This window comes from Methylomonas sp. Uni0009, from assembly GCF_054188105.3.
On sequence record NZ_JBTAFN010000001.1, the window covers coordinates 3,204,506 to 3,226,502 of the forward strand.

Here is a 21,997-nt window from a genome sequence, read left to right on the forward strand (position 1 = left end):
AGAAAATTCAATGAAAGTTCAAGAAGAAAACGCGGCGTACGACGAAATCAACGTCACGCCGATGCTGGATTTGGCTTATGTGTTGCTGGTGGTGTTTATTCTGATGACCACGGCGGCTGTGCAAGGCGTGCAGGTCAATCTGCCTAAGGCCAGCAATACGCCCAGTTTGGCCAAGCCGCAAACCAAGGCCATCACGGTGACGGCGGACGGTACGTTATTTTTGGATACCTTTCCGGTGACGATGGAACAGCTGGAATCGACACTGATGCAATACAAAGCCGCCAACCCGGAATTGCCGGTCGTTGTTAAGGGAGACGCCACCGTCCAGTACCAAAGTGTCGTCGATATTCTGGCTTTGCTCGGCAAACTGGAAATTACCCAGGTTGGTCTGGTTACCCAAAATCTGACCAAATAAAGCCTTGCGACATGTCAAAGAAGAAACATTGGCGGGTTTATATTCCCATGGTCATCGCTGCCGTAATCGCCGCTATCGCGATTTTTTACGTCGTTAAAATCATCATGGAGTTCGTCGACAAAAAACCGGCGAAAAACGAGAAAAAAATTCAGCCGGTTACCCTGTTTAAACCGCCGCCCCCTCCGCCGCCACCGCCGAAAGTTGAGAAGCCGCCCGAGCCGGAGATCAAGGAAAAAATCAAGGAACCCGATCCGGAACCCGAGCCTGAGCCGGAACCCGAACCGGAACAAGCACCGCCGCGCGATCTGGGTCTGGATGCCGAGGGCACGGCCGGATCGGACGGTTTTGGTCTGGCGGCCCGCAAGGGCGGTACCGGCCTGTTCGGCGGTGGGGCCGGCAACCCGTTTGCCTGGTACGGCGGTTTGGTCAAGAACGGCATTCTGAACATTCTCAGCAGCCACGAAGAATTGCGCCGCAAGGGCTATACCGCCATCGTTAAGGTCTGGTTGAAAGCCGACGGCTCGGTAGAACGGGTGGAGTTGGCCAAGGGTAGCAACGATGCGGACATCGACGAATTGCTCAGCCGCTTATTGAATAAATTCGATCGAGTCGCGGAGGCGCCGCCACCGGGTATGCAGCAACCGATCAAGTTAAAAATTTCATCACGTATTTAAGTATCCACAGGTAAAACAATGGCGAATAAGAAACAGCTGATGGCCCTGGCGCTATCAGGACTGATCGGCACCGTGCAGGCCGGAGAAAAGGAAGAGTTGCTGAAACTGCGCAATACCACCACTAATTTGATTAAGCAATTGGTCAAGCAAGGCGTGATTACCGACAAGGCTGCCAACGAGATGATCAAACAAGCCGAAGTCGAAGCCGGCCAGCAAGTGGCCGAAGCCAAGGCCGCCGGTGTCAAGGAAGCGGTGCCGGCCGATGAAGTGCGGGTGGCTTATGTGCCTGATTTTGTGAAGGACGAAATTCGTCAGCAGGTGCGCAGTGAGCTGCGTGAAGAAGTGGTCGGCGATGTGATGCAAAAGGCCAAGAACGAACAGTGGGGCTTGCCTAATGCGTTGCCGGAGTGGACCAGGCGTTTCAAGCTGTCTGGCGATATTCGTCTACGTTCTCAGCATGAGATGATGGCCAAGGAAAACATCGCCAATTCTTATATTGACTGGCAAGCGGTTAACGAAAGAGGCGGTCTGAACGCGGCGGGTGTGGATCAATTCTTGAATACGACTACCGACAGACAGCATTTTCGCGAGCGCTTGCGCTTGGGCATTGATGCGGCGATTACCGATGGTATGAAAGCCGGTGTGCGTTTGGCGACGGGTAATCAACGTGACCCGGTGTCTACTAACCAGTCTTTAGGCTTTACCGGACAAAAATACGATTTCACCGTGGACCGGGCTTATCTGCAATACGATGCAGTCGACGATAACAAGTTTAAATGGCTGACTTTGTCGGGCGGCCGGATCAAGAACCCCTGGTATACCGGCGGTGGCGAGTTTACCGGCGGTAGCGAATTGGTGTGGGATACGGATTTATCTTTCGAAGGTTTTGCCGGCACCGTGCGCCACCGTTTGGGCGGATCGGACAGCTTGATGGCTAACGACGACCACACGCATTCCGTTTTTGCCACAGCCGGGGCGTTTCCACTACAGGAATCGGCGCTGAGCAGCGATAAATGGTTGTTCGGCGGTCAAGTCGGCGTGGATTGGGGCTTTGTCAATCAAGATAATTTAAAGGCCGCGTTGGCTTATTTCGATTACGTCAACGTCGAAGCTAAGCAAAATACCAGCGTTTTAGGCACTTGCGATCTCAATACGCGCGGCAACACCGCTTCGCGTCCGGAATTCATGCAGGGCGGTAATACCTTGGCGTCGATTTGTCGAGAAGGCACCGGCGCTTTGGCTTCCAATCCGGGCATGGTCGGTTTGGCGTCCGATTACAATATCGTCAACGCCAATGTTTCGTATGAAATGACTCTGTTTGCCCCTTACCATCTGCGCTTGAGCGGCGACTACGCTAAAAACGTCGGCTTTAATAAAGCCGCGGTCAGCCGGATGCTGAACGGTACAGTGGTTGAGGGTAAAACCAACGCCTGGCAGTTTAGGGCTGATTTCGGTTGGCCAAGAGCCGAAGTGGCCGGACATTGGAATGTGTTTGCTGCCTATAAGTACGTGGAGCGCGATGCGGTATTGGATGCATTCACCGATTCTGATTTCCACCTCGGCGGTACCAACAGTAAGGGCTGGTTCATCGGCGGTAACTATGGCTTGATGAAGAACGTTTGGTTGACCGGCCGCTGGTTGAGTGCCGATATCATCACGGGACCCCCTCTTGGTATCGATGTGTTGCAGATCGACGTGAATACGCAATTCTAGGTAGGTTGCCGATGAATACATTTCCGAAAGTGGCCGTATTGTTTGTGCTTATTAGCAGCGGCTGGTCCACCAGTCAGGCTGCGCCACGTGAGGCTGCCAAGAACGATGGCGCTGTTTTAAAGCTGCAAGCGATGGTTAAAAGCCTGACGGCCGAACGCGATGCGGCAAAAGCTGAATCGGCCAAGTTAGCCGAGGAGTTACAGGAGCTTGAGCAGTTGAAAAAAGCGCATTCGGCGGCAGTGGCGGCCAAGGAACAAGTCAGCAGCGAGTTGTCCGCACAGCGAAATGCCAACGGTGAGGTGCGCGAGCGTTTGGAGAAAAGTAATGCCAGACTCTCCGATGTGATGGAAAAGCATAAGGAAGTGAGTCAGGCTAAAGCCGATTTGCAAGCGCAACTAACGGCATTAACTGCCAAGCAGCAAGCAACCGAGCAGCAATTGGGGGTTTGCGATATTCATAATGTGAAACTTTACGAGGCCGCCAAGGAATTGCTGGAACGCTACGAAAACAAAGGCGCACTGGCTAGTGTGTTGCAGAATGAAGCCTTGCTGCAATTCAACAGTGTGGAAATGGAAACTATCGTCCAGGAATATCAGGACAAGTTGAGCGCCGGTAAATATCAAAAACAATCTGCTGCGGATAGCGGCACAGCGCCGGCTGGCGTCCAATAGTTTCTCTACTCAGGTGCGGCAACATGCCGCACCTCGACCCTCGCTGATTTACCGAAAGCCTTAAGGCTTGGTCGCGTAAATAAGTTAAAATCCCAAAAAGCGGCGCTCCATCATGGCGGCTACATAATCAAATGCACGAATTATCGAGAGACTAATGACAACGAAACAAAATTTTTTAAAAAATCTAGGCATTGTTGTGTTATCGACCGGCTTGGTGGCCTGTAACGGCGCCGATGAACGGAAAGCGAAATACATGGAAGAAGGCAAACAGCTATATCAAGCGGGTGATTATGAGAAAGCGTTGCTTGCCTATAAAAACGTGCTGCAAATCGATCCTAAGGACTGGGAAACTCACTTCCAGATTGCGGAAGCCCTGAGTAAACAAGGCAAAATCGAAAATGCCTTTAAAGAATACAGCACCGTGGTTGCCGGCAATGAAAATCACGTGATGGCGCGGGTGCGGGTTGGTCAGCTGCTGTTATTAAATCGCGCGGTAGACGATGCGGAAAAAATGGTCGGTGAAGCTTTGGCGAAGGAACCGGATAATGTCGAAGCTTTGGTGTTGTTCGCCGGCGTCCAAGCAGCCAAAAATAACAGCGATGGCGCGATTATGACGGTGGAGCGCGCCTTGAAAAACAGCCCGGACGATGTGCCGGCGACCTTGATGATGGCCTCTATTAAAGCGCGTTTGGATAAAGTTGGCGAAGCGATTACTTTATTGAAGCAAACTATTGAAAAGAAGCCGGATAATGTTGCGTTGCGTAGCATGCTGGCCGGTTTGTACGCTAAAAACAATCAGATTGCCGATTCAGAGGCCATGTTGTTGGAAATTGTCAAACTGGAGCCGCAGCAATTACAGCATTACCGTACGTTAGCCTTGTTCCAAGTCGGTACCAAACAAGTCGATAAAGCCGAAGCGACTCTGCGCGACGCGGTCAGCAAATTGCCGGACAACGATACCGCCAAGACTTATTTGGTCGACTTTCTGTTGGAAAAACGCAGTCCGGAAGTGGCGATTGCCGAGTTGCTACCGATGATAGAGCAAAAGCCGCAAGCGTATGAGTTGAAATTCAAACTGGCTAATATCCAGCTGGCCCAAAAGCAAGTCGATAAGGCCGAAGCGACCATGAAAGAAGTCGTCGATCAGGATAAATTGGGACCCAGCGGCATCACCGCACGAAATAAATTAGCGGCTTTGTATGCAATGACCAAGCGTGGCGACGAGGCTAAGGCCTTGATCAAGGAAGTGTTGGATAACAATCCGCGCGATGCCGAGGCTTTGACGCTGCGCGGTCAGTTTGCTTTGGGTGAAAGCAAAATTCCCGACGCAATTGCCGATTTTCGCTCGGTATTGGTTGATCAACCCAACAATATCGGTGTGTTGAAAATGCTGGCCGCGGCTCATCTGCGCAATAACGAGGAAGAGCTGGCCAGAGAAAACATGGAAAAAGTGGTGGCCGTCGCACCGGGCGATGAGACCGCCCGGCTGGATTTGGTTGGCTTGCATATGAAAGCCGGGCACCAAGATCAAGCCAAGCAGCAGCTTGAAGCGCTGATGAAAGCCAATCCGAAAAGTCTGAAAGGCTTGGAGGCGCTGTTTAAAATGGAGTTGTCGCAAAAGCATTGGGATAAAGCGCAAGAGATTGCCAAACAGGTGCAACAGTTATCCGATAAAGACGCCACCGGCTTTTACATGTCCGGCTTGGGCTATCAGGCGGAAGGCAAGCTGGAAGCCAGCACCGAAGCCTTTCAACAGGCCTTGGCGCGTAAGCCGGATGCGATTGAGCCTTTGACCGAGATGGTCAAAAGCTATTTGGTATTGAAGCAGTCGGATAAGGCTATTAGCAAATTGCAGCAAGTCATTAAACAGCAACCCGATCATTTCGTTGCTTACAATTTGCTGGGTGGTGCTTATCTGAACGAACAGAAATTTGCCGAAGCAAAAGCAGCTTACACAAAGGCTTTGAATATCAAACCGGAGTGGTATAGCCCTTATCGGAACTTGGCCTTGATCGAGTTGGCACAAAAAAACCAGGCCGAAGCCATCAATATCTACAAAAAAGGGATTGAAAAAACTAAAGGGGCATTGGAATTGGTCGACGACTTGGCGCGTTTGTATCATCGTGACGGTCAGCATGAGCAGGTGTTGGCGCTTTACGAAGAGTCTTACAAACTGCATCCGGATTCGGTGGTTGCAGTTAACAATCTGGCCAGTTACTTGTCGGATTTTTCCGCCGGTCCGGATAGTTTGGAACGTGCAGCCAAATTGGCCGAGCCTTTATTGCAAACCAATAATCCTAATATGATGGATACGGTTGCTTGGGTTGCCTATAAACAAAGCAATTACGATAAGGCTAAAGAGATATTGTTGAAAGTGATTGAACGCGATCCGCAATCGCCGATCAGCAATTATCATTTGGGTATGGTGTATTTCAAGCAAAACGATCCGGTTAAAGCCCGCGAATATTTGCAAAAAGCGGTCGATAAAAAAGTGGAATTCGATGGCTTGAATGAAGCGAAGGATGTTTTGAGTAAACTCTGATAGGAAATGTAGGGACGTGGCTACCGCAGGTAGCCACGTCAAACCGGCTTAAACCCCGGTATAGCCGATTTTAATGTCGGTGGCTTTATTGAATACTGTCCCCAGTACGTTGGTGTCTTTTAACAAAGAGGCTGCGTGCTTCAACTGCTCGGTCTTGGTATGGCCTTCGTCGATCACCAACAACACGCAATCCACATAAGGCGAAAAACCCAGCGTATCGTCGTGCGACAAAATCGGCGGCATATCGAAAATAATGATACGCGAGGGATAACGGCTTTTCAGTTCGTTAACCAGTCGTACCATTTTCGGTGAGCGCAACATCTCAGTTGAGTTGAATAAAGGTTTGCCGGCCGGCAGCACTACCAGACGCTCGATGCCCGGATTAATCAGCATGGAGCTTAATTCGGTGTCGTTCAATAAATAATCGCTAAGACCCGCGCCCGACTGAATGCCGAATAATTGATTAATGCTGGGATTTTGGAAATTGGCATCCACCAGCAGGGCAGTGCGGTCAAGTTCCATTGCCATGCTGATGGCTAAATTCGCGGCTGTTAAGCTATTGCCGGTACCTTCGCTGGGGCTGGTAATTGCCATGGTCTTCCATTCCATCGCATCCATTTGCTGCAAGCAGCGGGTGCGTAGCATGCGGTAGGATTCCAGCCATTTTCCAGGTAAAGCCGCGGAAATAATCCGGTTTTGCTTCAGTAAGTTTTGATCCGGAGTGTGTACCCGCGTTTGGGTGTAAGCGATGCTGACTTTGTCGCCGGGTTGATTGGCTAATCCGGCTGCGGCTGGATTACTTTTTTCCACGAGGTTTTCAATGGGGTTCATGAATTTTCCCTTAAATGATTAATTGCCCACGACACGTAGTAATTTGTACCAAAACACATCTAGCGGCATGACGATAAAATGAAATGCGATGACAGCCAGAATGCCGGCTATTGCCATGCCTATCAATAACAGCCGTCGCTCGTTTCTATGTGCTTGATGTTCCTTCTGGCTTTCGAAATAAGGTATCGACGCCAAAGGTTCCACACCAAGAATCGCCGCGACCGCTTTTGGGCTATTAACGGTCGAATCCAGCATTTCGGTCAATGCCACCGCTCCTAAGCCGCTTGCCACCGCCAACACCATGCCCAGTACCATAATCGCAATTCGATTCGGGCTAACCGGTTGTAATGGTTCTTGGGGGGGGTCGATTAAAGTAAAACGCTCGCCTTTTCTTTCCATTTCCAATTGCTGCGAGATTTGCGCTTCCATTTCTCGCGCACTCACTTCACGGTAGCGCAGATTGGTATTGTCCAGATCCTGGATCAAATCCATGTATTCTTTTTCAACCAATGGCGATTGGCGTAGGCTTGAGCGTAACTCTTCCATTTTGCTCTGTACGCGACTACGAGTGAAATTCAACGATTCGATTTCGGTATTCACTGAAGCCAGTTGCGATTTCAAGGTGATATAGGCCGGGTTATCCGGTTGAATGCTGGAGTTGCTGTAGTCGCTTTGTTTCGCGCTAGCCAGGCTTTGTTGCAAGGCGCTGATTTGTTTTTGCAGTTTCACCACGTCCGGGTGTTTGTCCGAATATTGTTTCAACAACAAGGCCAATTCCGCTTTTCTGTCGGTTAGTTCGCCGTTCATCGCATTCAGATCGGTGTTGGAGCCGATTTCTTTTTGCAATGAGTCGATTTCCCGTTTGATTTTAATCACATCGGGATGGTTCGCAGAATGGTTGGATAACACCGATGGATATTGCGATTGTAGTTCCTTCAAACGGTCTTTCATGTCGAACACCCGATTGCCCACGGCATTGGTAGCCATGGTGTTGGGATCGATTTGCGCCAGTTCGCCTTCAAGATAATAACGTCTATCCTGCAGCGTTCGTTCTTGGCTATCCAATTGCAATAACTGATTACTCAAAGAGGTCAGTTCTTGCTGGTTCATGGCGCTGATTTGCGGCAGTTGGTTCAGGTTCTTTTCCTTGAACGTAGCCAGGTTTTGTTGAATTTCCTGAATTTTGGCTTTAAGACGTTTGGATTCCTCACTCAAAAACAATGCTGCATTTTCCGCAGATTCTGTGCGTGACTTGATGTTTTCTTTCAGGAACAAGGAAGTCAATTCGTTAGCGACTTTTTGCGCGAGCGCGGGTGATTTATCGTCAAATGTCAGCGTAAAGGCTATCGTAGCTTGTTGGGCAGGGCCGCTTTTGTTATTGGCGACGTCGGCACTAATGGTTTCGACTTTGATGCTTTTACGCATTTTTTCCAGAATGACTTCTTCCGGCTTTTTTTGCCGTTCCTCGGCATAGAGATCGTATTTCTTGATGATTTCCGTCAAATTCGGTCGGGTCATGATCCGTTGGCTGATCATCTGAATCCGCTGGTCGGCGAAGGTGGTCACTGTGGAATGCACCAGTTCGGCGGGGATTTCTTGCGCCTCGATCAGAATGGTGGAAGTAGAGCGGTAAACTGCCGGTAACAGCACTGCCAAAACGATGCTGATCAGCGCAATGATTAGAAACGGAATAACTAAAAACCGTCTACGTCGTTTGATGATTTTTAGATAGTCCTTGATGTCGATGGCTTGATTTTCCACGCTATTTCACCTGACGATTGATTTGCGGTTGATAAGAGAATTGTAGTTGTACGCTGTCGCCGGTGATGGTCTGGTTGTTTGATTCATACACTTGCTGGCGATAGCTATAAGACAGATCCAAATTGATTTCCGGCGTCCAGCGCCATTGAACATTCGGTGATAGGGTAATAAATGTGCGGTTATTGCTTCTGCTGGTATCGTTACTAAATGTGGATATCGATTCAGATAGCAAGTAATTGGCGTTGATACCGGTGGATAAGCGCTCCGTGAGATTGTATCGGCCTCGGGCTGAAAAGGTGGTTGAGGTTTGTTGCTGACCGGTGCTGGCCGGGTTGAGCTGTTGTCCGGCACTTAAGCTAAAGTCACCCCAGTCGCTTTTACGAGCCAAGCTTGCCGAAAATACGTTGCCGATGGTGTTTTTGGATAAGGAAGACCGACTATTAAGCTCTGGCGCAGGGTTTGACGAGCTGGTGAATTGAGTGCTGTCAGTTGTTGTGTCGCGAATCCCAGCTGAAAATGCTAATTGGGTCTGCTCGTCAAATAGATATTGCACACCCGCCTGGTAAGTGAACGTAGTCGATTTTTGGCTGAAACCTGTTGTTATTGGCGCGGTTTGATAAAATCGCAATGGTACAGGAAAAGTCTTGAAAAGACCGATTCCTGGACTCTCGTTTGCCGATTCATACACCGAATACGCACCTGTCAGGTTAAATGACAAGCGTTCGGTGTAGGCATGGCTGGCCGTTGCCGAATATTGCTGGAAACTATAATCCGAGTAATTAATGTTATTTATCAGGTTTTGCGCTCTGTCAAACGCCACATCCTGGTAGCTATAACCCAATTGTAGAGAGCTTTTCTCGTTCAAGTTATAAGTGACAGTTGGGGAGACTGATTTGGTGTTCCGTGGTACGAGAAGTTGCACGCCACCTGCTTCGTTGATCTGTGTTGGGTCGATTACTGTAGGGTCAAGTTGGTTATTAATCGAGGATTCTTCCGCATAGCTTGCCGCAAGATCGGTTTTGAAACGTTCGCTTTGGTATTTGTGGTTAAGATTGACCAGTTTTTCGGAAAAATCCAGCGCCGAATCGCTACTGTAAATTAATTCGTTCCATCTGAATCGAGTATTCAACTCATTGTCGTCGGCAAGATAACCGAACATCACACCTGGAGAAAGGGTGCTGATAAAATTGCTATGCTTTGGATGAATCTGCATGCGTACATTATCGTCAAAGCGCTCCTTAAAGCTAAACTCCGGTTTGAACAGCAAATCCAGCGCATAGCCATCGGTGCTGAATAAAACCAACGCAGGTAGCAAAAAATCCGTTTTTATCTTCATAGATAGTGCTTCTATCTAATTCCGCTTAGGGTACGGTAACCGTGTCTCCCGGTTCCAGCAGGATGTTTTGTTCCAGGTCTTCGCCATCAATCACATCGCTGTAGTCGAAAGGAAACACTTTAACTTGATCGCCGGTGCGGCGAATAATGCTAATCGAACCTTCCTTGGCAAACACGGTCAGGCCGCCGGCCAGACTCAGGGCTTGCAGCACATCGAGGCGTCTGCCGGAAAACACTTGTCCGGGCTTATTGACTTTACCGATCACAAAGATCGAGTTGCCCTGGTTGTTGAGTAATTTAACCGAAATCGAGGGGTCGGATATGTAATCGGCCAATCGGCTGGTCAAATTGTCTTTCAGTTCGGTAATGGTTTTACCGGCAGCACCGACGGTGCCGATCAAGGGGAAAATAATCGTGCCGTCCGGGGAAATCAGGATTTGCAATTGTTGTAAGCCTTCTTCTTTCCAGACTGTGATTTCCAATGCATCACCAGGCGATAGTTGGTAAGCCGCATAATTGGTCTGCTCGATAGTCACCGTAGGTGCAGGGCTGATTGTAGTGTTGTTAATGGGCTCTATTGGCGGTGCAGGTGGGATCGGGGTTTCCGGTTCTGCCAGGGCAGTGGAGGAGCAAAGCAGACAAAACGAGAAAAGAGTAATTATCTGTTTCAAAATGTATTCCTTTATGATGTTATTGAGGTTGCAAACCGCACTTTTCGAGCCAAACGCCAAAGTAAGGCGGGATTTTAGTAACGGAATATAACAAGAATAAGACGATCCCAAACGCAGTCTTAGGTGAGAAACACCTAGACATTTCATGCGATTATAACCGGGAATGACTGTGTTTTGTTCGAATCAAACAGTAAATTAACCAAAAATTAATAAAACTTTGGGAGTAAGGCAGTGACAGTGAACGATTTTTTACAACGTGTTAAGTCCGGGCAAGCGGTCGAATTTCAGGAAGTCATTGCGCTTATTGCCGAGCATTATCAATACCAACCCACCGAATTTAGTAACGGCTTGCAACAGCCTCTGGTAAACGAAGCGGGTCGTAATGAGGGCTCTTGCAAGATTTTTGCATTCGCCAAATTGCATAAACTGACTGTCGAGCAAACTCTGGCGCTCTTCGGTGATTATTATCGCCAAGATGTATTGGGTAACCCGTCCGGCGACGATCATCAAAATATCAGACACTTTATGCGTGATGGTTGGGAAGGCATTGTTTTTAAAGGCGAGGCCTTGCAAGCCCAATAATTGCCGTGCAAATCGATGTACTGCTGATCGGTCAGGGTTTGGCTGGCAGTTTATTGGCTTGGGAGTTATTGCAGCGGCAATTGCGCGTCGTGGTGGTGGATGATGGCGCCGAAAACGCCTCGCAAGTCGCGGCCGGTTTAATCAACCCGGTTACCGGGCAGCGCTTGGTAAAGCAGGTGGATGTGGAAAACCTGCTGCCGGCCGCAATGCATGCTTATCGGCAACTTGAGAGACAGTTTGGACAAGCCTTTTATCAGCAAATGCCAATGCTGAAAATTCTGCGCACCGCCAAAGAGCTTGAAATTGCCGAACGCCGTTTGAGTCAGGCGGATTATCGTGGTTATTTGTCGAAGTTGGCGGCGGCCCCCAAGAGAATCAACGCGCCTTACGGTGTATTACAACAAGGCCAGACCGGCTATTTGCGGACCGAGGCTTTGCTGAGTCGGTTGCGTGATTTTTTACGGAAAAAGCACTGTTATCGGCGACACACTCTGCAATACGAGGAAATTAATCTCGAGCCGGCGCTGCGTTGGCAGGCAATATATCCGCGGCATATTGTTTTCTGCGAAGGTTATCAGGCGCTTACCAATCCATGGTTTAAGTATCTACCTTTTCAATTGGCAAAAGGTGAAATACTGGGATGCGAAAGTAGGCGAGATATTCCACAACAGATTTTGAATTACGGGCATTGGCTGATTCCATTGGAGTCCGGGCGCTTTAAGACCGGTGCGACTTTCGAAACAGATCAAGTAGATCAACTGCCGACCGAAGCAGCGAAAACCGCTTTATTGGCGAGCTTACGTGCGGTTTGCCCTGAACAACAAGCCCTTGATGTTTATCAACATCGGGCCGGAATCCGGCCGGCTACACGCGATAAACAGCCGTTTATCGGCACACATCCTTTATATCCGCAACTGCATATTTTCAATGGCTTTGGCGCCAAGGGCAGTTTGGCGATTCCCTGGTACGCTGCCCGGTTTGCCGATTACCTGCAACAGCACGCCGGCTTGCCCCCCGGCTGCGATATACGCCGCTATGACAAAACCTATTTCCCTGCTTGAAATTGCTCATAACATCGTCGGTTCTCACGTAGCACCGGGCGATATTTCGCTCGACGCGACACTGGGCAATGGTCACGATACGGTGTTTCTGGCGCGGAGCATTGGAATCGGCGGGCATGTGATTGGCTTTGATATTCAACCGCAAGCGCTGATCAAAAGCTTTCAGCGATTACTTCAGCATGATTTGCAGCGCCGGGTGACGCTACGTCTCGCCAGCCATGCCGATATGCTGTTGCATGTTCCCAAGCAATGGCATGGCCGGGTGAGGGCGGTGATGTTTAATCTGGGTTATTTGCCAGGGGCCGATAAAGCCGTGATTACCCAAATCGATTCGACGTTGGCCGCTTTAAATGCAGCATGCGTTTTGTTGGCGCCGCGTGCCGTGATCACGGTATTAGCCTATCCCGGTCACGCCGGCGGCGAACTGGAGACCGAGCAGTTGGCGGCATGGTCGCAGCTATTGGATCAGACCTGTTATACAACGGAAGTTATACTTAGTAGCCACGACAAGCCCGCCGCCCCCAGGCTTTTTGTTATTCGCAAACAAGCCGATCTGCTATGATTGCGCTCCTTTTTTTACTAGTAACAGATGTGCATCATGTCAGAATTCAATAACGTCACCATCGTCAAGCAGGCCAATGTCTATTTCGACGGCAAAGTGAATAGCCGCACCATTAAGTTTGCCGATGGCTCTTCAAAAACCTTGGGTTTTATGCAGCCGGGCGAATATACCTTTAACACGGCCGAACCCGAGTTGATGGAAATTCTGGCCGGCGAACTGCAAGTGCTGTTGCCGGGTAGCGATGAATGGCAAACCGTGAAAGGCGGCGAGTCTTTTAATGTTCCCGGCAATGCGGCATTCACGATGAAGGTGAGTGTTGCCAGCGATTACTGCTGTTCTTTTCTGAAGTAAGCGCTGGATGGAAAAAGTAGCGATTTTTGTCGACGTTCAGAATATTTACTACACCACCCGGCAACGTTACCAGAAACATTTCAATTACAGTGCGTTTTGGCAGCAGGCAACCGCAGGTAAACAGGTTGTCGCTGCCATTGCTTATGCCACCGATCGCGGCGACAGCAAACAGCAGGGTTTTCAACAAATCCTGAAAAATATCGGTTTCACCGTCAAACTAAAACCCTATATTCAGCGCCGCGACGGCACCAGCAAGGGGGATTGGGACGTGGGAATCACCTTGGATGTAATGGATTATGCCGCGCGGGCTGATCGCATTATTCTCTTGTCCGGCGACGGCGATTTCGAGTTGCTGTTGCAAAAGGTGCGCAACGATTTTGGTACTGCCAGCGATGTTTACGGGATCCATAGTTTAACCGCGCCAGCCTTGATTCAGGCGGCCGACAATTTTATTGCCATTGCCGGCGCACTACTGCTGTAAAACCTCTGGGTACTTAGCCTATTTTTTGTCAGGGTCTTCTTCCACCAGTTCTTTGCCTTTCTCGGCGGAACTGGCAGCTTCTTTGGGTTCGGGAGCATTTTGATTGTTTCTGCGGGCAAAGGTGTCGGGTTCGTCGCTGCCGAACAAACCGCTGATTTTTTCCCACATTGAGCGTTCCAGATCACGTTTTGGTACGTCGACGCTGGTTTCCGTGGATTCCTTGACGACCGGCATAGAGCTGGGTCTGAAGTCGCCTTGTACGCCCATCAAATTGTCGCCGTTGAAAAATAAGGACACCCGCTTTTGCACCCTATCTTCCCCGCTCGGTTGTTCAGAATATAAATAGTCCCAGCGTTTTTCGTGGAAGGCATCGGACAGCATTGGCGAACCCATAATGTAGAGCACCTGGCGTTTAGTCATATTCGGCCGGAGCTGATTGATCATGCTTTGATCGATGATATTGCCTTGCTCAATATCCAGCGTGTACACGCCGGGTAAGTTTGTGAGGATGGTACTGCAAGCGCTAATCGATAAACTGGTGACGGCCGCTAGCAAAAAAGTCGATTTTTTCATGAGGAGTGAATGGAGTCTGACGGCAAACGATGGGCCATTATCCCATAATTCTGTCAGCGGCTCGGCGCAAAAAACGATACAATGTTGCGGATTATCGGTTTAAAGGAGGCGGGCTTGTGGAAACTCAGGATTTGCGTAATGCGGGCTTAAAGGTGACCTTGCCCAGAATCAAAATTCTGGAGATTCTGGAAAAACAGCAGGACGACAGGCATTTGTCGGCCGAGAAGGTCTACAAAATCTTGTTGGCCGAAGGCGAGGAAATCGGTCTGGCCACCGTTTACCGCGTGTTGACACAGTTCGAAGCCGCCGGTCTGGTTAATCGTCATCATTTCGAGGGCGGCAATTCTATATTCGAACTGAATAGCGGCGGTCACCACGATCATGTAGTTTGCATGAAATGCGGGAAAGTCGACGAATTTACCGATGAAGTCATTGAAAAACGCCAATCGGAAATCGCCCTGAGACTGGGTTACACCCTTACCGATCACAGCCTTTACCTTTACGGTTATTGCGCCGCTTGTAAACCCCAAAAAGCTTAAGCATGTTTAAACCTCTCATCCTGTATATCGGGTTACGCTATACCCGCGCCAAAAAACGCACTCAATTTATCTCGTTCATCACCTTAACCTCCGTGCTTGGTATCGCCCTGGGTGTAACCGCCTTGATTACCGTGCTGTCGGTAATGAACGGTTTCGAAGCAGAATTGCGCGAGCGCATTCTCGGTATGACCGCCCACAGTACTATCACCGGTCGCTTCGGCCAGCTTGACGATTGGCAAGCCTTGGAGCAGCGTACGCGCAGCATGCCGCATGTAGAGGGCGCGGCACCGTTTATTCACGGTCAAGTCATGGTTAACGCCGACCGGCAAGTTAGCGGCACCTTGCTGCAAGGTGTGCTGCCCGAATACGAAGCGAAAGTGTCGGAAGTTGCCAACAAAATGATGTTCGGCAGTCTGAACGATTTAGTCCCTGGTGAGTTTGGTATCATCCTGGGCGCAGAGTTGGCCAATTACCTGGGTGTGATGATGGGTGACAAAGTCACAGTCATAACCCCGCAAATCAATTCCACCCCCGCGGGTATCCTGCCGCGCATGAAACGCTTCACCGTGGTGGGGGTGTTCAAAGTCGGTATGTACGAATACGACCGCAATATGGCGCTGATGCATCTCGACGATGCCGGCAAATTGTTCAGATTGGAGTCGGCAGTATCCGGTTTGCGTTTAAAGCTGGATGATTTATTCAACGCGCCACGCATCACGCAAGGCTTGGCAGATACCTTAGGCGACGAGTTTCGGGTCAGCGACTGGACCAAAGCCCACAGCAATTTTTTCCGCGCGGTACAAACCGAAAAGCGGGCCATGTTCATCATCTTGCTGCTGATCGTCGCGGTGGCGGCGTTTAACATCGTCTCGACGCTGGTGATGGTGGTGACCGACAAGCGCGGCGACATCGCCATTCTGAAAACCCAGGGTTTATCCAACGGTTCGGTGATGGGGATTTTTATCGTTTTGGGCTGCATCATTGGCAGCATAGGTACTTTACTAGGCACGGTTGGTGGCGTGTTGCTGGCTTTGAATGTGGAAACCATCGTGCCGGCCATCGAAAAAGCCTTTGGCGTGCAGTTCATGGCCGCCGATGTGTATTACATTAGCGAAGTGCCGTCAAAACTGATCTGGACCGATGTCTACTGGATAGCCTTTGTGGCGTTTTTACTGTCCTTGCTGGCGACACTGTATCCAGCTTGGCAGGCGGCGCGGATCAATCCGGCCGAGGTGTTGCGTTATGAGTAATGCCATCGTGTTGCAATGCCAGCAGTTAACCAAGCGTTACGCGCAGGGCGATTTAAACGTCGAAGTCTTGCGTGGAGTGGATTTGGCGATTCAAGCCGGCCAGCGCGTTGCCATCATGGGCGCGTCCGGTTCCGGGAAAAGCACCTTGCTGCATTTACTAGGCGGGCTGGAAAAACCCAGCTCCGGTTCGGTGATGCTGGATGGCGCCGATTTGCATAAGATTAGCGCCGGCAAACTCAGCCAACTACGCAATCGCTCGTTGGGTTTTATTTATCAGTTCCACCACTTGTTGGGCGAATTTACCATCCTGGAAAACGTCGCCATGCCGCTGTTGATCGGTAATCAATCGATCAAGCACGCTCAACAACAAGCCGCTGAATTACTTAAACGTGTCGGCTTGGGGCATCGCATGCTGCATAAGCCCGGCGAATTGTCCGGTGGCGAGCGGCAACGCGCTGCTGTAGCCCGGGCTTTGATTAATCAGCCTAAATGCGTCCTGGCCGACGAGCCGACCGGTAATTTGGACAGCAAAACTGCCGAGCAGATTTATCAGCTGATGCTGGAGTTAAACCAGGAATTGCAGGTGAGTTTTTTGGTGGTGACGCATGATCCTGAGTTGGCTGGGCGAATGGATCATGTGCTTTATATGGAGGATGGGTTGATTGTGCCGGAGAGGGTTCATCACATTTAAACGTTAGTTTCTGGTGATGCCCTAGTTTCCTCGTGGTTTGCCCCTTCTCCAGCAGGATAGGGTTGGGGAGAGGAGATTCAAATGGTTGTGTCGCTATCGCGACGGCTTGATTTAACGTCGGGTCTCGGCCCGACAGCTGAGATACTTTCGCTACGAAAACCATCCTTGGTTTTCGCCCTTCGGGCCAGCCTGTCGGCTGTTCAAATTCGTTCCAGACGAATTTGTGCGTGGCCAAAAAAAAGTATCCAAAGAAAAGGCCACCCGGATGCCGCTTATTTCCTGCGCTACTCGCTTTTGCCGAGGGTCGGCAGAAGGGGCTTCCTGCCCCTCCGCCAACGTGCGGCATCCCTGCCGCCCCCCTTCGGGCTTTCTCGCCAAAAGCTCCGGTGCTCGGCGCGGCATACGGGATAAAACCGTCCCGTCACTAAAAAGTAGTTAGTGAACAAATGATGTAGCCTCGATGGAGTGAAACGAAATCGAGGTTTTGATGGCTTAGATTACCCGGATTCCGCTACGCTTCATCCAGGCTACTTGCTGAAATCATCTCATCACCGGTTAGGCTCAAAAACCAATGGAGGTAATATGAATATTAGGGCAGTTTTGCTATTGACAGCTGTATTGGTGTGTGGGGGAGCAGCGGCAGATAACTCCGAGATCAATCAGGCCATGCATCAATATGCTACGGCTTTAGGGGCGTATAACACACGCCTCATGACAGATTTAATGCATCCTGAAGCGCTCTCAACTTTTCGAAACACTTTTGATGCAGCCTTGAAAGGCCCGAAAAGTTCGCAGGCGGAAAGAGAGTTGCTACCGTTATTTGGCGTATCAACGATGAATGATTATCGAAGATTAACTAACAAGGAAGCTTATCAACGCCTGAATGATGTAATTGCCAGGGGGCAACCTAATTTGGTGCAGATGATGCGTTCATCTCGTTTAGATATACTCGATACATCGCTTAAAGGCGACGTGGCGTATGTAGTGTATTCCCTTAAAGTGAGTATACAGGGGCGCGATGTCAGCAAAGATGTGGTTCAAAAGCTCAAAAAACATGATGGCAAGTGGATGCTACTCTTACCGCCAACTGCAGAGGCTACGATTGAGGGCATACATGCCGAATTTCAATAGCCTTACTTCTGCCAAATCTGCCAGCTCGTAGATACTGTTATCCAAGTCAAAGCAAACGAAGAGCCGAATCGAAGGTTCAAGACACCGAATGCCACATGAATCAAACTACGCATCATGGCACCGATTATCAGCTTATTGGGTTTACCGGCACCGGCAATCGTCTACGGAATTGTTTGCCCCAGGCGTTTTATAAAGCGTCACCATGGCAGGCATATAGAGTTTGTAGGTCGAATTAGAACAGCGTAATCGGACGTATGTGTAAATTAAATTTCTCGTTCCTCCGAATACGCTGCGCTATTCGGAGCTACATCAAAATTCTGAACAATCCCCAAAATCTTTTACGGTCGAGACGGTTTTGATTCCCGTATGCCGCGCCGAGCACCGGAGCTTTTGAACGGCTCAGCCCGTTAGGGGCGATGCAGGGATGCATCGCGTTGCCGAAGGGGCAGGAAGCCCCTTTCGGCAACCCCGTTCAAAAGCGAGGAGCGCAGGATCAAAGCGGCATCCGGGTGGCGTTTCTTTTGGTGACTTTTCTTTGGCCAAACAAAGAAAAGTTACTCGGCTGTCGGGCCGAGACCCGACCTCTAAACAACCCGTCGCGTTAGCGACACAACATCATCCAACTCAAATAAGGCAACTCAAAATTATCCCGCTGAATAAACCGGAAACCTAGCACACAACAAATGCACCTTCTCCCTAACCGCATCAATCACACTCTCGTCCTCCAGGTTATCCATCACATCGCACATCCATTCCGCCACTTGGCGAACTTCGTCTTCCTTGAAGCCGCGCGAGGTGGGGGCAGGGGTGCCAACGCGGATGCCACTGGTGACGAACGGCGATTGCGGGTCGTTGGGGACGGCGTTTTTGTTGACGGTGATGTGGGCCCGGCCTAATGCGGCGTCGGCGGCTTTGCCGGTGATGCCTTTGGGGATTAAAGACACCAGCATCAAGTGGTTGTCGGTGCCGCCGGAAACCACATCAAAACCGCGTTTGATAAAAACCTCCGCCATGGCTTGGGCGTTTTTCACCACTTGTTGCTGGTAGGTTTTAAATTCCGGGGTCAGCGCTTCTTTAAAGGCTACGGCTTTGGCGGCGATCACGTGCATCAGCGGACCACCCTGGATGCCGGGGAAGATGTTGGAGTTGATCTTTTTTTCCAGGTCCGGATTGCTTTTGCACAAAATCAAGCCGCCGCGTGGGCCACGCAGGGATTTGTGGGTGGTGCTGGTGACCACGTCCGCAATCGGCACCGGATTGGGATATAAACCCGCCGCGACTAGGCCGGCGACATGGGCCATGTCTACAACGAAGTAAGCGCCAACTTTATCGGCAATGTCGCGAAAACGTTGCCAGTCCCAAATGCGCGAGTAGGCCGAGAAGCCGGCGATGATCAATTTGGGTTTATGTTCCAAAGCCAACGCTTCGACTTGTTCGTAATCGATTTCGCCGGTGTCTTTGTTCAAGCCGTACTGTATTGCGTTGTAGATTTTGCCGGAGAAGTTGGGTTTGGCACCGTGGGTTAAATGGCCGCCGTCCGCCAAACTCAAACCTAGGATGGTGTCGCCCGGTTGAATTAAGGACATGAACACTGCCATATTGGCTTGCGAACCGGAGTGCGCCTGGACGTTGGCGTAATCGGCGCCGAACAATTCTTTGGCGCGGTCGATCGCCAATTGCTCGACGACATCGACGTATTCGCAGCCGCCGTAGTAGCGTTTTTCCGGATAGCCTTCGGCGTATTTGTTGGTCAGCACCGTGCCCTGGGCTTCCAAAACTCGGGGGCTGGCATAGTTTTCCGAGGCGATCAGTTCGATATGGTCTTCCTGGCGTTGGCGTTCTTGTTCCATCGCTTGAAATAGTTCGTCGTCAAAGCCTTTGATGGTCATCGATTCGCTAAACATGGGGTCTCCTAAAGTAAGTTCGGGTTATTCGTGGGGATGCAGCAGCAGGACTTGCAGGTCGGCGACATTGGTGCCGGTTGCGCCGCTGAGCAGTAAATCGTTCGCCGCTTGCAAGGCAGGGTATGAGTCATTATCGTCGAGCAGGGCCGCTGGGTCGAGTCCGGCGGCGCGGATGCGTGGCAAAGTGCCGTCATCGACGATGCCACCGGCGGCGTCGGTAGGGCCGTCGCGGCCATCAGTACCGGCGCTCAGAAAGGTCCACGCACCATCCAGAGCGTATTTTTCGGCGGCCAGGGCGAAGGCAAGAGCCATTTCCTGATTGCGGCCGCCCTTGCCATTGCCCTTTAAGGTAACAGTGGTTTCGCCGCCGGCGATGACGGCTGTCGGTTGCGTCATGCCGGCTGTTGCGGATAGCGCATGCAGTGCTATTTGCTCGGCAACCAAGCGCGCTTCGCCGCACAACTGTTTGCTGTAAAGCTGGGTGTCATAGCCCAATTTGCATGCTTTGTCGATTGCAGCGTCAACGCTAATGGTATTGCTGCCAATCAGGTTTTGGCTTGTCTGTCTGAAGGTCGGATCACCGCTTTTTGGCGTTTCAATTTGTAAGCCTTGAAGGCCTTGTTGTAAATGGTTTTGCACGCTGGAGGGTGTTTTCTGCCATACGCCGAATGATTCCAATATTGCGACCGCGTCTACGAAAGTGGTGTCGTCGGGCACGGTGGGGCCACTGGCGATGGCGCTTAAATCGTTATCCAGCACGTCGGATAGTATCAGCGCATGCAAATCGGCGGGCGCGGCAAGCCTGGCTAAGCCGCCGCCTTTGAGTTGAGACAGATGTTTACGGACGCAATTGATCTGATTGATGGTTGCGCCGGAGGCCATTAATAGACGGGTGGTGGCGATTTTATCCGCCAAATTGATGCCGGCGACCGGGTAGGGCAGCAATGCCGAGCCACCGCCGGAAATCAACACTAACACCAACTCGCCGGGATTCGTGTTGCTCAGGCGGGTGGTGATGGTCTTTGCCGCATGCAACCCAGCGGCGTCCGGTAGCGGATGGCCGGCGCCGAATACCTGGCAGTTTTCGACGACATCAATGTTGTCGTAATTGGTCACGACAATGCCTTTAGCGGCAAGCCAAGACTCGGGAATTATTGTTTGTGCCGCATCGGCCATTGCGCAAGCAGCTTTACCGAATGAAATTAAATGAATGCGTCGCCAGTCGCCGCTGCGGTAGCCGGTTTGTTCCGAACCGATATGCAGCAGTTCGCTATCGGCTCTGAGAAAACGTTTTACGGCAAGATACGGATCAGCCGCCGCAACGCCGGCGCGAAAAATGGCGGCTGCGTGTTCACGATAACTTGGCTGGACTGCGGACATATCGATCCGGCAGAACCTTAAGCCATGGCTTTAGCGAGTGCAAAGATGATTTCCGCGTCGAACACCTGCTTATTGCTTTCAAATAGCTTGGTGATACAGGCGCGGTGTAAGGCTAGTTTTAGCGCGCCGAAGCCGATGGCGCCCCAGACGATTTTGCCGTGTCGCTGTTCGCCTCTATCCAGTACGTCCGTGCCGCCAATGCCGACAGGCGGCGTGGCGTTGGCGTCCGCCAACAATTGCAGATTTGGATTGTTTTGCCAATGTTCCGGCTTTAATAATTGGACACCGGCAGCACCGGTCGCTAAAACGACGTTGGCGTCTTGGATGGCGGCGGCGCGACTGTCGTAATCGGCGGCTTCTATGGGTGTCAGATCTACGCCGAAACGCTCCTTCATCGCGAAGCAGGCTTTTTCCGCGTTAAATATGTGTCGGGACGTGATACTGACATGCGCGCCTTCCAGCGCCATCATTGCCGCCGCACGTTGACCGACCGGACCTGTACCAGCTAATACCACCGCTTTTTTGCCGGCCAGGCTTGCGCTGCTGCCCAGTTTGGCGACGGCGGCGGCGGCTGTAGTGTTGCTGCCGTTACTGTCCAGCATCACCGAGACTTGAAACCCGGGGAAAAAATGTTTTTGCACCGCTATCAGTAAACGCTGGCCGGCCTCGATATTGCTGCCGCCGATAAAAATCGCCGTGTTTTTTTTGTCTTTGGGGGCGCGAGTGAAGATCGTACCGTCGACCAGGCCGCCGACGTTATCGGGGGTAATGTTGCCGTAACCAATGACATGGTCCGCGCCGCCGTCGTAAGCGACTACGGTATCGAAAGCCGAGGGATGGGTGTCGGTGTCGAACTGGAATAACAATTTTTTCATTAAG

General features: G+C 50.8%; 22 protein-coding genes. 14 read left to right on the top strand and 8 right to left on the bottom strand.

Annotated elements, in window-relative coordinates:
* Positions 1-10: 10 nt before the first annotated feature.
* The 5 genes from ACWAU0_RS14895 to ACWAU0_RS14915 all read left to right on the top strand — a co-directional run bounded on the left by ACWAU0_RS14895 (position 11) and on the right by ACWAU0_RS14915 (position 6,015).
* The gene (locus ACWAU0_RS14895) at positions 11-415 is read left to right on the top strand and encodes an ExbD/TolR family protein (RefSeq protein ID WP_020482301.1); all 405 of its coding nucleotides are present in this window, start codon (positions 11-13) and stop codon (positions 413-415) included.
* Between the two features lie 11 nt (positions 416-426).
* Positions 427-1,089, top strand: coding sequence for an energy transducer TonB (locus tag ACWAU0_RS14900; RefSeq protein ID WP_458137123.1), 663 nt, complete (start codon positions 427-429; stop codon positions 1,087-1,089).
* Positions 1,090-1,107: 18 nt separating this feature from the next.
* Positions 1,108-2,802, top strand: coding sequence for a putative porin (locus tag ACWAU0_RS14905; protein WP_458137124.1), 1,695 nt, complete (start codon positions 1,108-1,110; stop codon positions 2,800-2,802).
* A gap of 11 nt (positions 2,803-2,813) precedes the next feature.
* Entirely contained in the window at positions 2,814-3,473 is a 660-nt protein-coding gene (locus ACWAU0_RS14910; protein ID WP_458137125.1) for a hypothetical protein, read from the top strand.
* Between the two features lie 154 nt (positions 3,474-3,627).
* Entirely contained in the window at positions 3,628-6,015 is a 2,388-nt protein-coding gene (locus ACWAU0_RS14915) for a tetratricopeptide repeat protein (protein WP_458137126.1), read from the top strand.
* Between the two features lie 48 nt (positions 6,016-6,063).
* Here ACWAU0_RS14915 and ACWAU0_RS14920 read toward each other — a convergent pair whose 3' ends face one another.
* The 4 genes from ACWAU0_RS14920 to ACWAU0_RS14935 are packed head-to-tail and all read right to left on the bottom strand — an operon-like array spanning position 6,064 to position 10,613.
* Complete coding sequence (locus tag ACWAU0_RS14920; protein ID WP_458137127.1) at positions 6,064-6,846, bottom strand: CpsD/CapB family tyrosine-protein kinase; 783 nt, start codon at positions 6,844-6,846, stop codon at positions 6,064-6,066.
* Positions 6,847-6,864: 18 nt separating this feature from the next.
* A complete protein-coding gene (locus ACWAU0_RS14925; RefSeq protein ID WP_458137128.1) occupies positions 6,865-8,607 on the bottom strand; it encodes a lipopolysaccharide biosynthesis protein in 1,743 nt (580 codons plus the stop codon).
* A 1-nt stretch (position 8,608) separates the two neighbouring features.
* Positions 8,609-9,943 carry a hypothetical protein gene (locus ACWAU0_RS14930; protein ID WP_458137129.1) on the bottom strand — a complete coding sequence of 445 codons (1,335 nt, stop codon included), beginning with the start codon at positions 9,941-9,943 and terminating at the stop codon, positions 8,609-8,611.
* Positions 9,944-9,968: 25 nt separating this feature from the next.
* A complete protein-coding gene (locus ACWAU0_RS14935; RefSeq protein ID WP_415878641.1) occupies positions 9,969-10,613 on the bottom strand; it encodes a polysaccharide biosynthesis/export family protein in 645 nt (214 codons plus the stop codon).
* 231 nt (positions 10,614-10,844) lie between these two features.
* Here ACWAU0_RS14935 and ACWAU0_RS14940 point away from each other — a divergent pair, with 231 nt between their 5' ends.
* From ACWAU0_RS14940 to ACWAU0_RS14960, 5 genes are read left to right on the top strand one after another with little or no spacing between them, the layout of a single operon-like run.
* The gene (locus tag ACWAU0_RS14940) at positions 10,845-11,195 is read left to right on the top strand and encodes a HopJ type III effector protein (RefSeq protein WP_033159004.1); all 351 of its coding nucleotides are present in this window, start codon (positions 10,845-10,847) and stop codon (positions 11,193-11,195) included.
* Positions 11,196-11,200: 5 nt separating this feature from the next.
* Positions 11,201-12,256, top strand: coding sequence for an NAD(P)/FAD-dependent oxidoreductase (locus ACWAU0_RS14945; RefSeq protein ID WP_458137130.1), 1,056 nt, complete (start codon positions 11,201-11,203; stop codon positions 12,254-12,256).
* Positions 12,231-12,818, top strand: coding sequence for a tRNA 5-(aminomethyl)-2-thiouridylate-methyltransferase MnmM (gene mnmM / locus ACWAU0_RS14950; protein WP_458137131.1), 588 nt, complete (start codon positions 12,231-12,233; stop codon positions 12,816-12,818). The genes ACWAU0_RS14945 and mnmM overlap by 26 nt, the downstream gene beginning before the upstream one ends.
* 36 nt (positions 12,819-12,854) lie before the next feature.
* Positions 12,855-13,169, top strand: a complete 315-nt coding sequence (ppnP, locus tag ACWAU0_RS14955) for a pyrimidine/purine nucleoside phosphorylase (protein ID WP_458137132.1) — start codon at positions 12,855-12,857, stop codon at positions 13,167-13,169.
* A gap of 7 nt (positions 13,170-13,176) precedes the next feature.
* Positions 13,177-13,650, top strand: a complete 474-nt coding sequence (locus tag ACWAU0_RS14960; RefSeq protein WP_026601170.1) for a LabA-like NYN domain-containing protein — start codon at positions 13,177-13,179, stop codon at positions 13,648-13,650.
* Positions 13,651-13,668: 18 nt separating this feature from the next.
* On the opposite strand, the gene ACWAU0_RS14965 is transcribed toward ACWAU0_RS14960, so the two are convergent.
* Complete coding sequence (locus ACWAU0_RS14965; protein WP_458137133.1) at positions 13,669-14,223, bottom strand: outer membrane protein assembly factor BamE; 555 nt, start codon at positions 14,221-14,223, stop codon at positions 13,669-13,671.
* A gap of 116 nt (positions 14,224-14,339) precedes the next feature.
* Here ACWAU0_RS14965 and fur point away from each other — a divergent pair, with 116 nt between their 5' ends.
* The 4 genes from fur to ACWAU0_RS14985 all read left to right on the top strand — a co-directional run bounded on the left by fur (position 14,340) and on the right by ACWAU0_RS14985 (position 17,834).
* A complete protein-coding gene (fur, locus tag ACWAU0_RS14970; RefSeq protein ID WP_064009712.1) occupies positions 14,340-14,762 on the top strand; it encodes a ferric iron uptake transcriptional regulator in 423 nt (140 codons plus the stop codon).
* Between the two features lie 2 nt (positions 14,763-14,764).
* Positions 14,765-16,012, top strand: a complete 1,248-nt coding sequence (locus tag ACWAU0_RS14975; protein WP_458137134.1) for a lipoprotein-releasing ABC transporter permease subunit — start codon at positions 14,765-14,767, stop codon at positions 16,010-16,012.
* On the top strand, positions 16,005-16,703 hold the full coding sequence (lolD, locus tag ACWAU0_RS14980; RefSeq protein WP_458137135.1) for a lipoprotein-releasing ABC transporter ATP-binding protein LolD: 699 nt from the start codon (positions 16,005-16,007) through the stop codon (positions 16,701-16,703). The genes ACWAU0_RS14975 and lolD overlap by 8 nt, the downstream gene beginning before the upstream one ends.
* Before the next feature lie 582 nt (positions 16,704-17,285).
* Positions 17,286-17,834 (top strand): hypothetical protein, encoded by a 549-nt coding sequence (locus ACWAU0_RS14985; RefSeq protein WP_458137136.1) that lies wholly within the window; start codon positions 17,286-17,288, stop codon positions 17,832-17,834.
* A gap of 644 nt (positions 17,835-18,478) precedes the next feature.
* Here the strand turns inward: ACWAU0_RS14985 and glyA are convergent.
* The 3 genes from glyA to ACWAU0_RS15000 are packed head-to-tail and all read right to left on the bottom strand — an operon-like array spanning position 18,479 to position 21,993.
* Positions 18,479-19,738: a serine hydroxymethyltransferase gene (glyA, locus tag ACWAU0_RS14990; RefSeq protein WP_171694822.1), complete on the bottom strand. Its 1,260-nt coding sequence runs from the start codon at positions 19,736-19,738 to the stop codon at positions 18,479-18,481.
* 24 nt (positions 19,739-19,762) lie between these two features.
* On the bottom strand, positions 19,763-21,118 hold the full coding sequence (locus ACWAU0_RS14995; protein WP_458137137.1) for a glycerate kinase type-2 family protein: 1,356 nt from the start codon (positions 21,116-21,118) through the stop codon (positions 19,763-19,765).
* 17 nt (positions 21,119-21,135) lie between these two features.
* A complete protein-coding gene (locus ACWAU0_RS15000) occupies positions 21,136-21,993 on the bottom strand; it encodes an NADP-dependent methylenetetrahydromethanopterin/methylenetetrahydrofolate dehydrogenase (RefSeq protein ID WP_033158995.1) in 858 nt (285 codons plus the stop codon).
* Positions 21,994-21,997: the final 4 nt, after the last annotated feature.

Excerpts from the sequence above, each read along its gene's own strand:
- ACWAU0_RS14985 (WP_458137136.1), top strand. The coding sequence starts at position 17,286 with ATGAATATTAGGGCAGTTTTGCTATTGACAGCTGTATTGGTGTGTGGG.
- ACWAU0_RS14965 (WP_458137133.1), bottom strand. The coding sequence starts at position 14,223 with ATGAAAAAATCGACTTTTTTGCTAGCGGCCGTCACCAGTTTATCGATT.
- ACWAU0_RS14920 (WP_458137127.1), bottom strand. The coding sequence starts at position 6,846 with ATGAACCCCATTGAAAACCTCGTGGAAAAAAGTAATCCAGCCGCAGCC.
- ppnP (WP_458137132.1), top strand. The coding sequence starts at position 12,855 with ATGTCAGAATTCAATAACGTCACCATCGTCAAGCAGGCCAATGTCTAT.
- ACWAU0_RS14905 (WP_458137124.1), top strand. The coding sequence starts at position 1,108 with ATGGCGAATAAGAAACAGCTGATGGCCCTGGCGCTATCAGGACTGATC.
- ACWAU0_RS14995 (WP_458137137.1), bottom strand. The coding sequence starts at position 21,118 with ATGTCCGCAGTCCAGCCAAGTTATCGTGAACACGCAGCCGCCATTTTT.
- ACWAU0_RS14975 (WP_458137134.1), top strand. The coding sequence starts at position 14,765 with ATGTTTAAACCTCTCATCCTGTATATCGGGTTACGCTATACCCGCGCC.
- ACWAU0_RS14900 (WP_458137123.1), top strand. The coding sequence starts at position 427 with ATGTCAAAGAAGAAACATTGGCGGGTTTATATTCCCATGGTCATCGCT.
- lolD (WP_458137135.1), top strand. The coding sequence starts at position 16,005 with ATGAGTAATGCCATCGTGTTGCAATGCCAGCAGTTAACCAAGCGTTAC.
- ACWAU0_RS14960 (WP_026601170.1), top strand. The coding sequence starts at position 13,177 with ATGGAAAAAGTAGCGATTTTTGTCGACGTTCAGAATATTTACTACACC.
- glyA (WP_171694822.1), bottom strand. The coding sequence starts at position 19,738 with ATGTTTAGCGAATCGATGACCATCAAAGGCTTTGACGACGAACTATTT.
- ACWAU0_RS14910 (WP_458137125.1), top strand. The coding sequence starts at position 2,814 with ATGAATACATTTCCGAAAGTGGCCGTATTGTTTGTGCTTATTAGCAGC.
- ACWAU0_RS15000 (WP_033158995.1), bottom strand. The coding sequence starts at position 21,993 with ATGAAAAAATTGTTATTCCAGTTCGACACCGACACCCATCCCTCGGCT.
- mnmM (WP_458137131.1), top strand. The coding sequence starts at position 12,231 with ATGACAAAACCTATTTCCCTGCTTGAAATTGCTCATAACATCGTCGGT.
- ACWAU0_RS14930 (WP_458137129.1), bottom strand. The coding sequence starts at position 9,943 with ATGAAGATAAAAACGGATTTTTTGCTACCTGCGTTGGTTTTATTCAGC.
- ACWAU0_RS14915 (WP_458137126.1), top strand. The coding sequence starts at position 3,628 with ATGACAACGAAACAAAATTTTTTAAAAAATCTAGGCATTGTTGTGTTA.
- ACWAU0_RS14895 (WP_020482301.1), top strand. The coding sequence starts at position 11 with ATGAAAGTTCAAGAAGAAAACGCGGCGTACGACGAAATCAACGTCACG.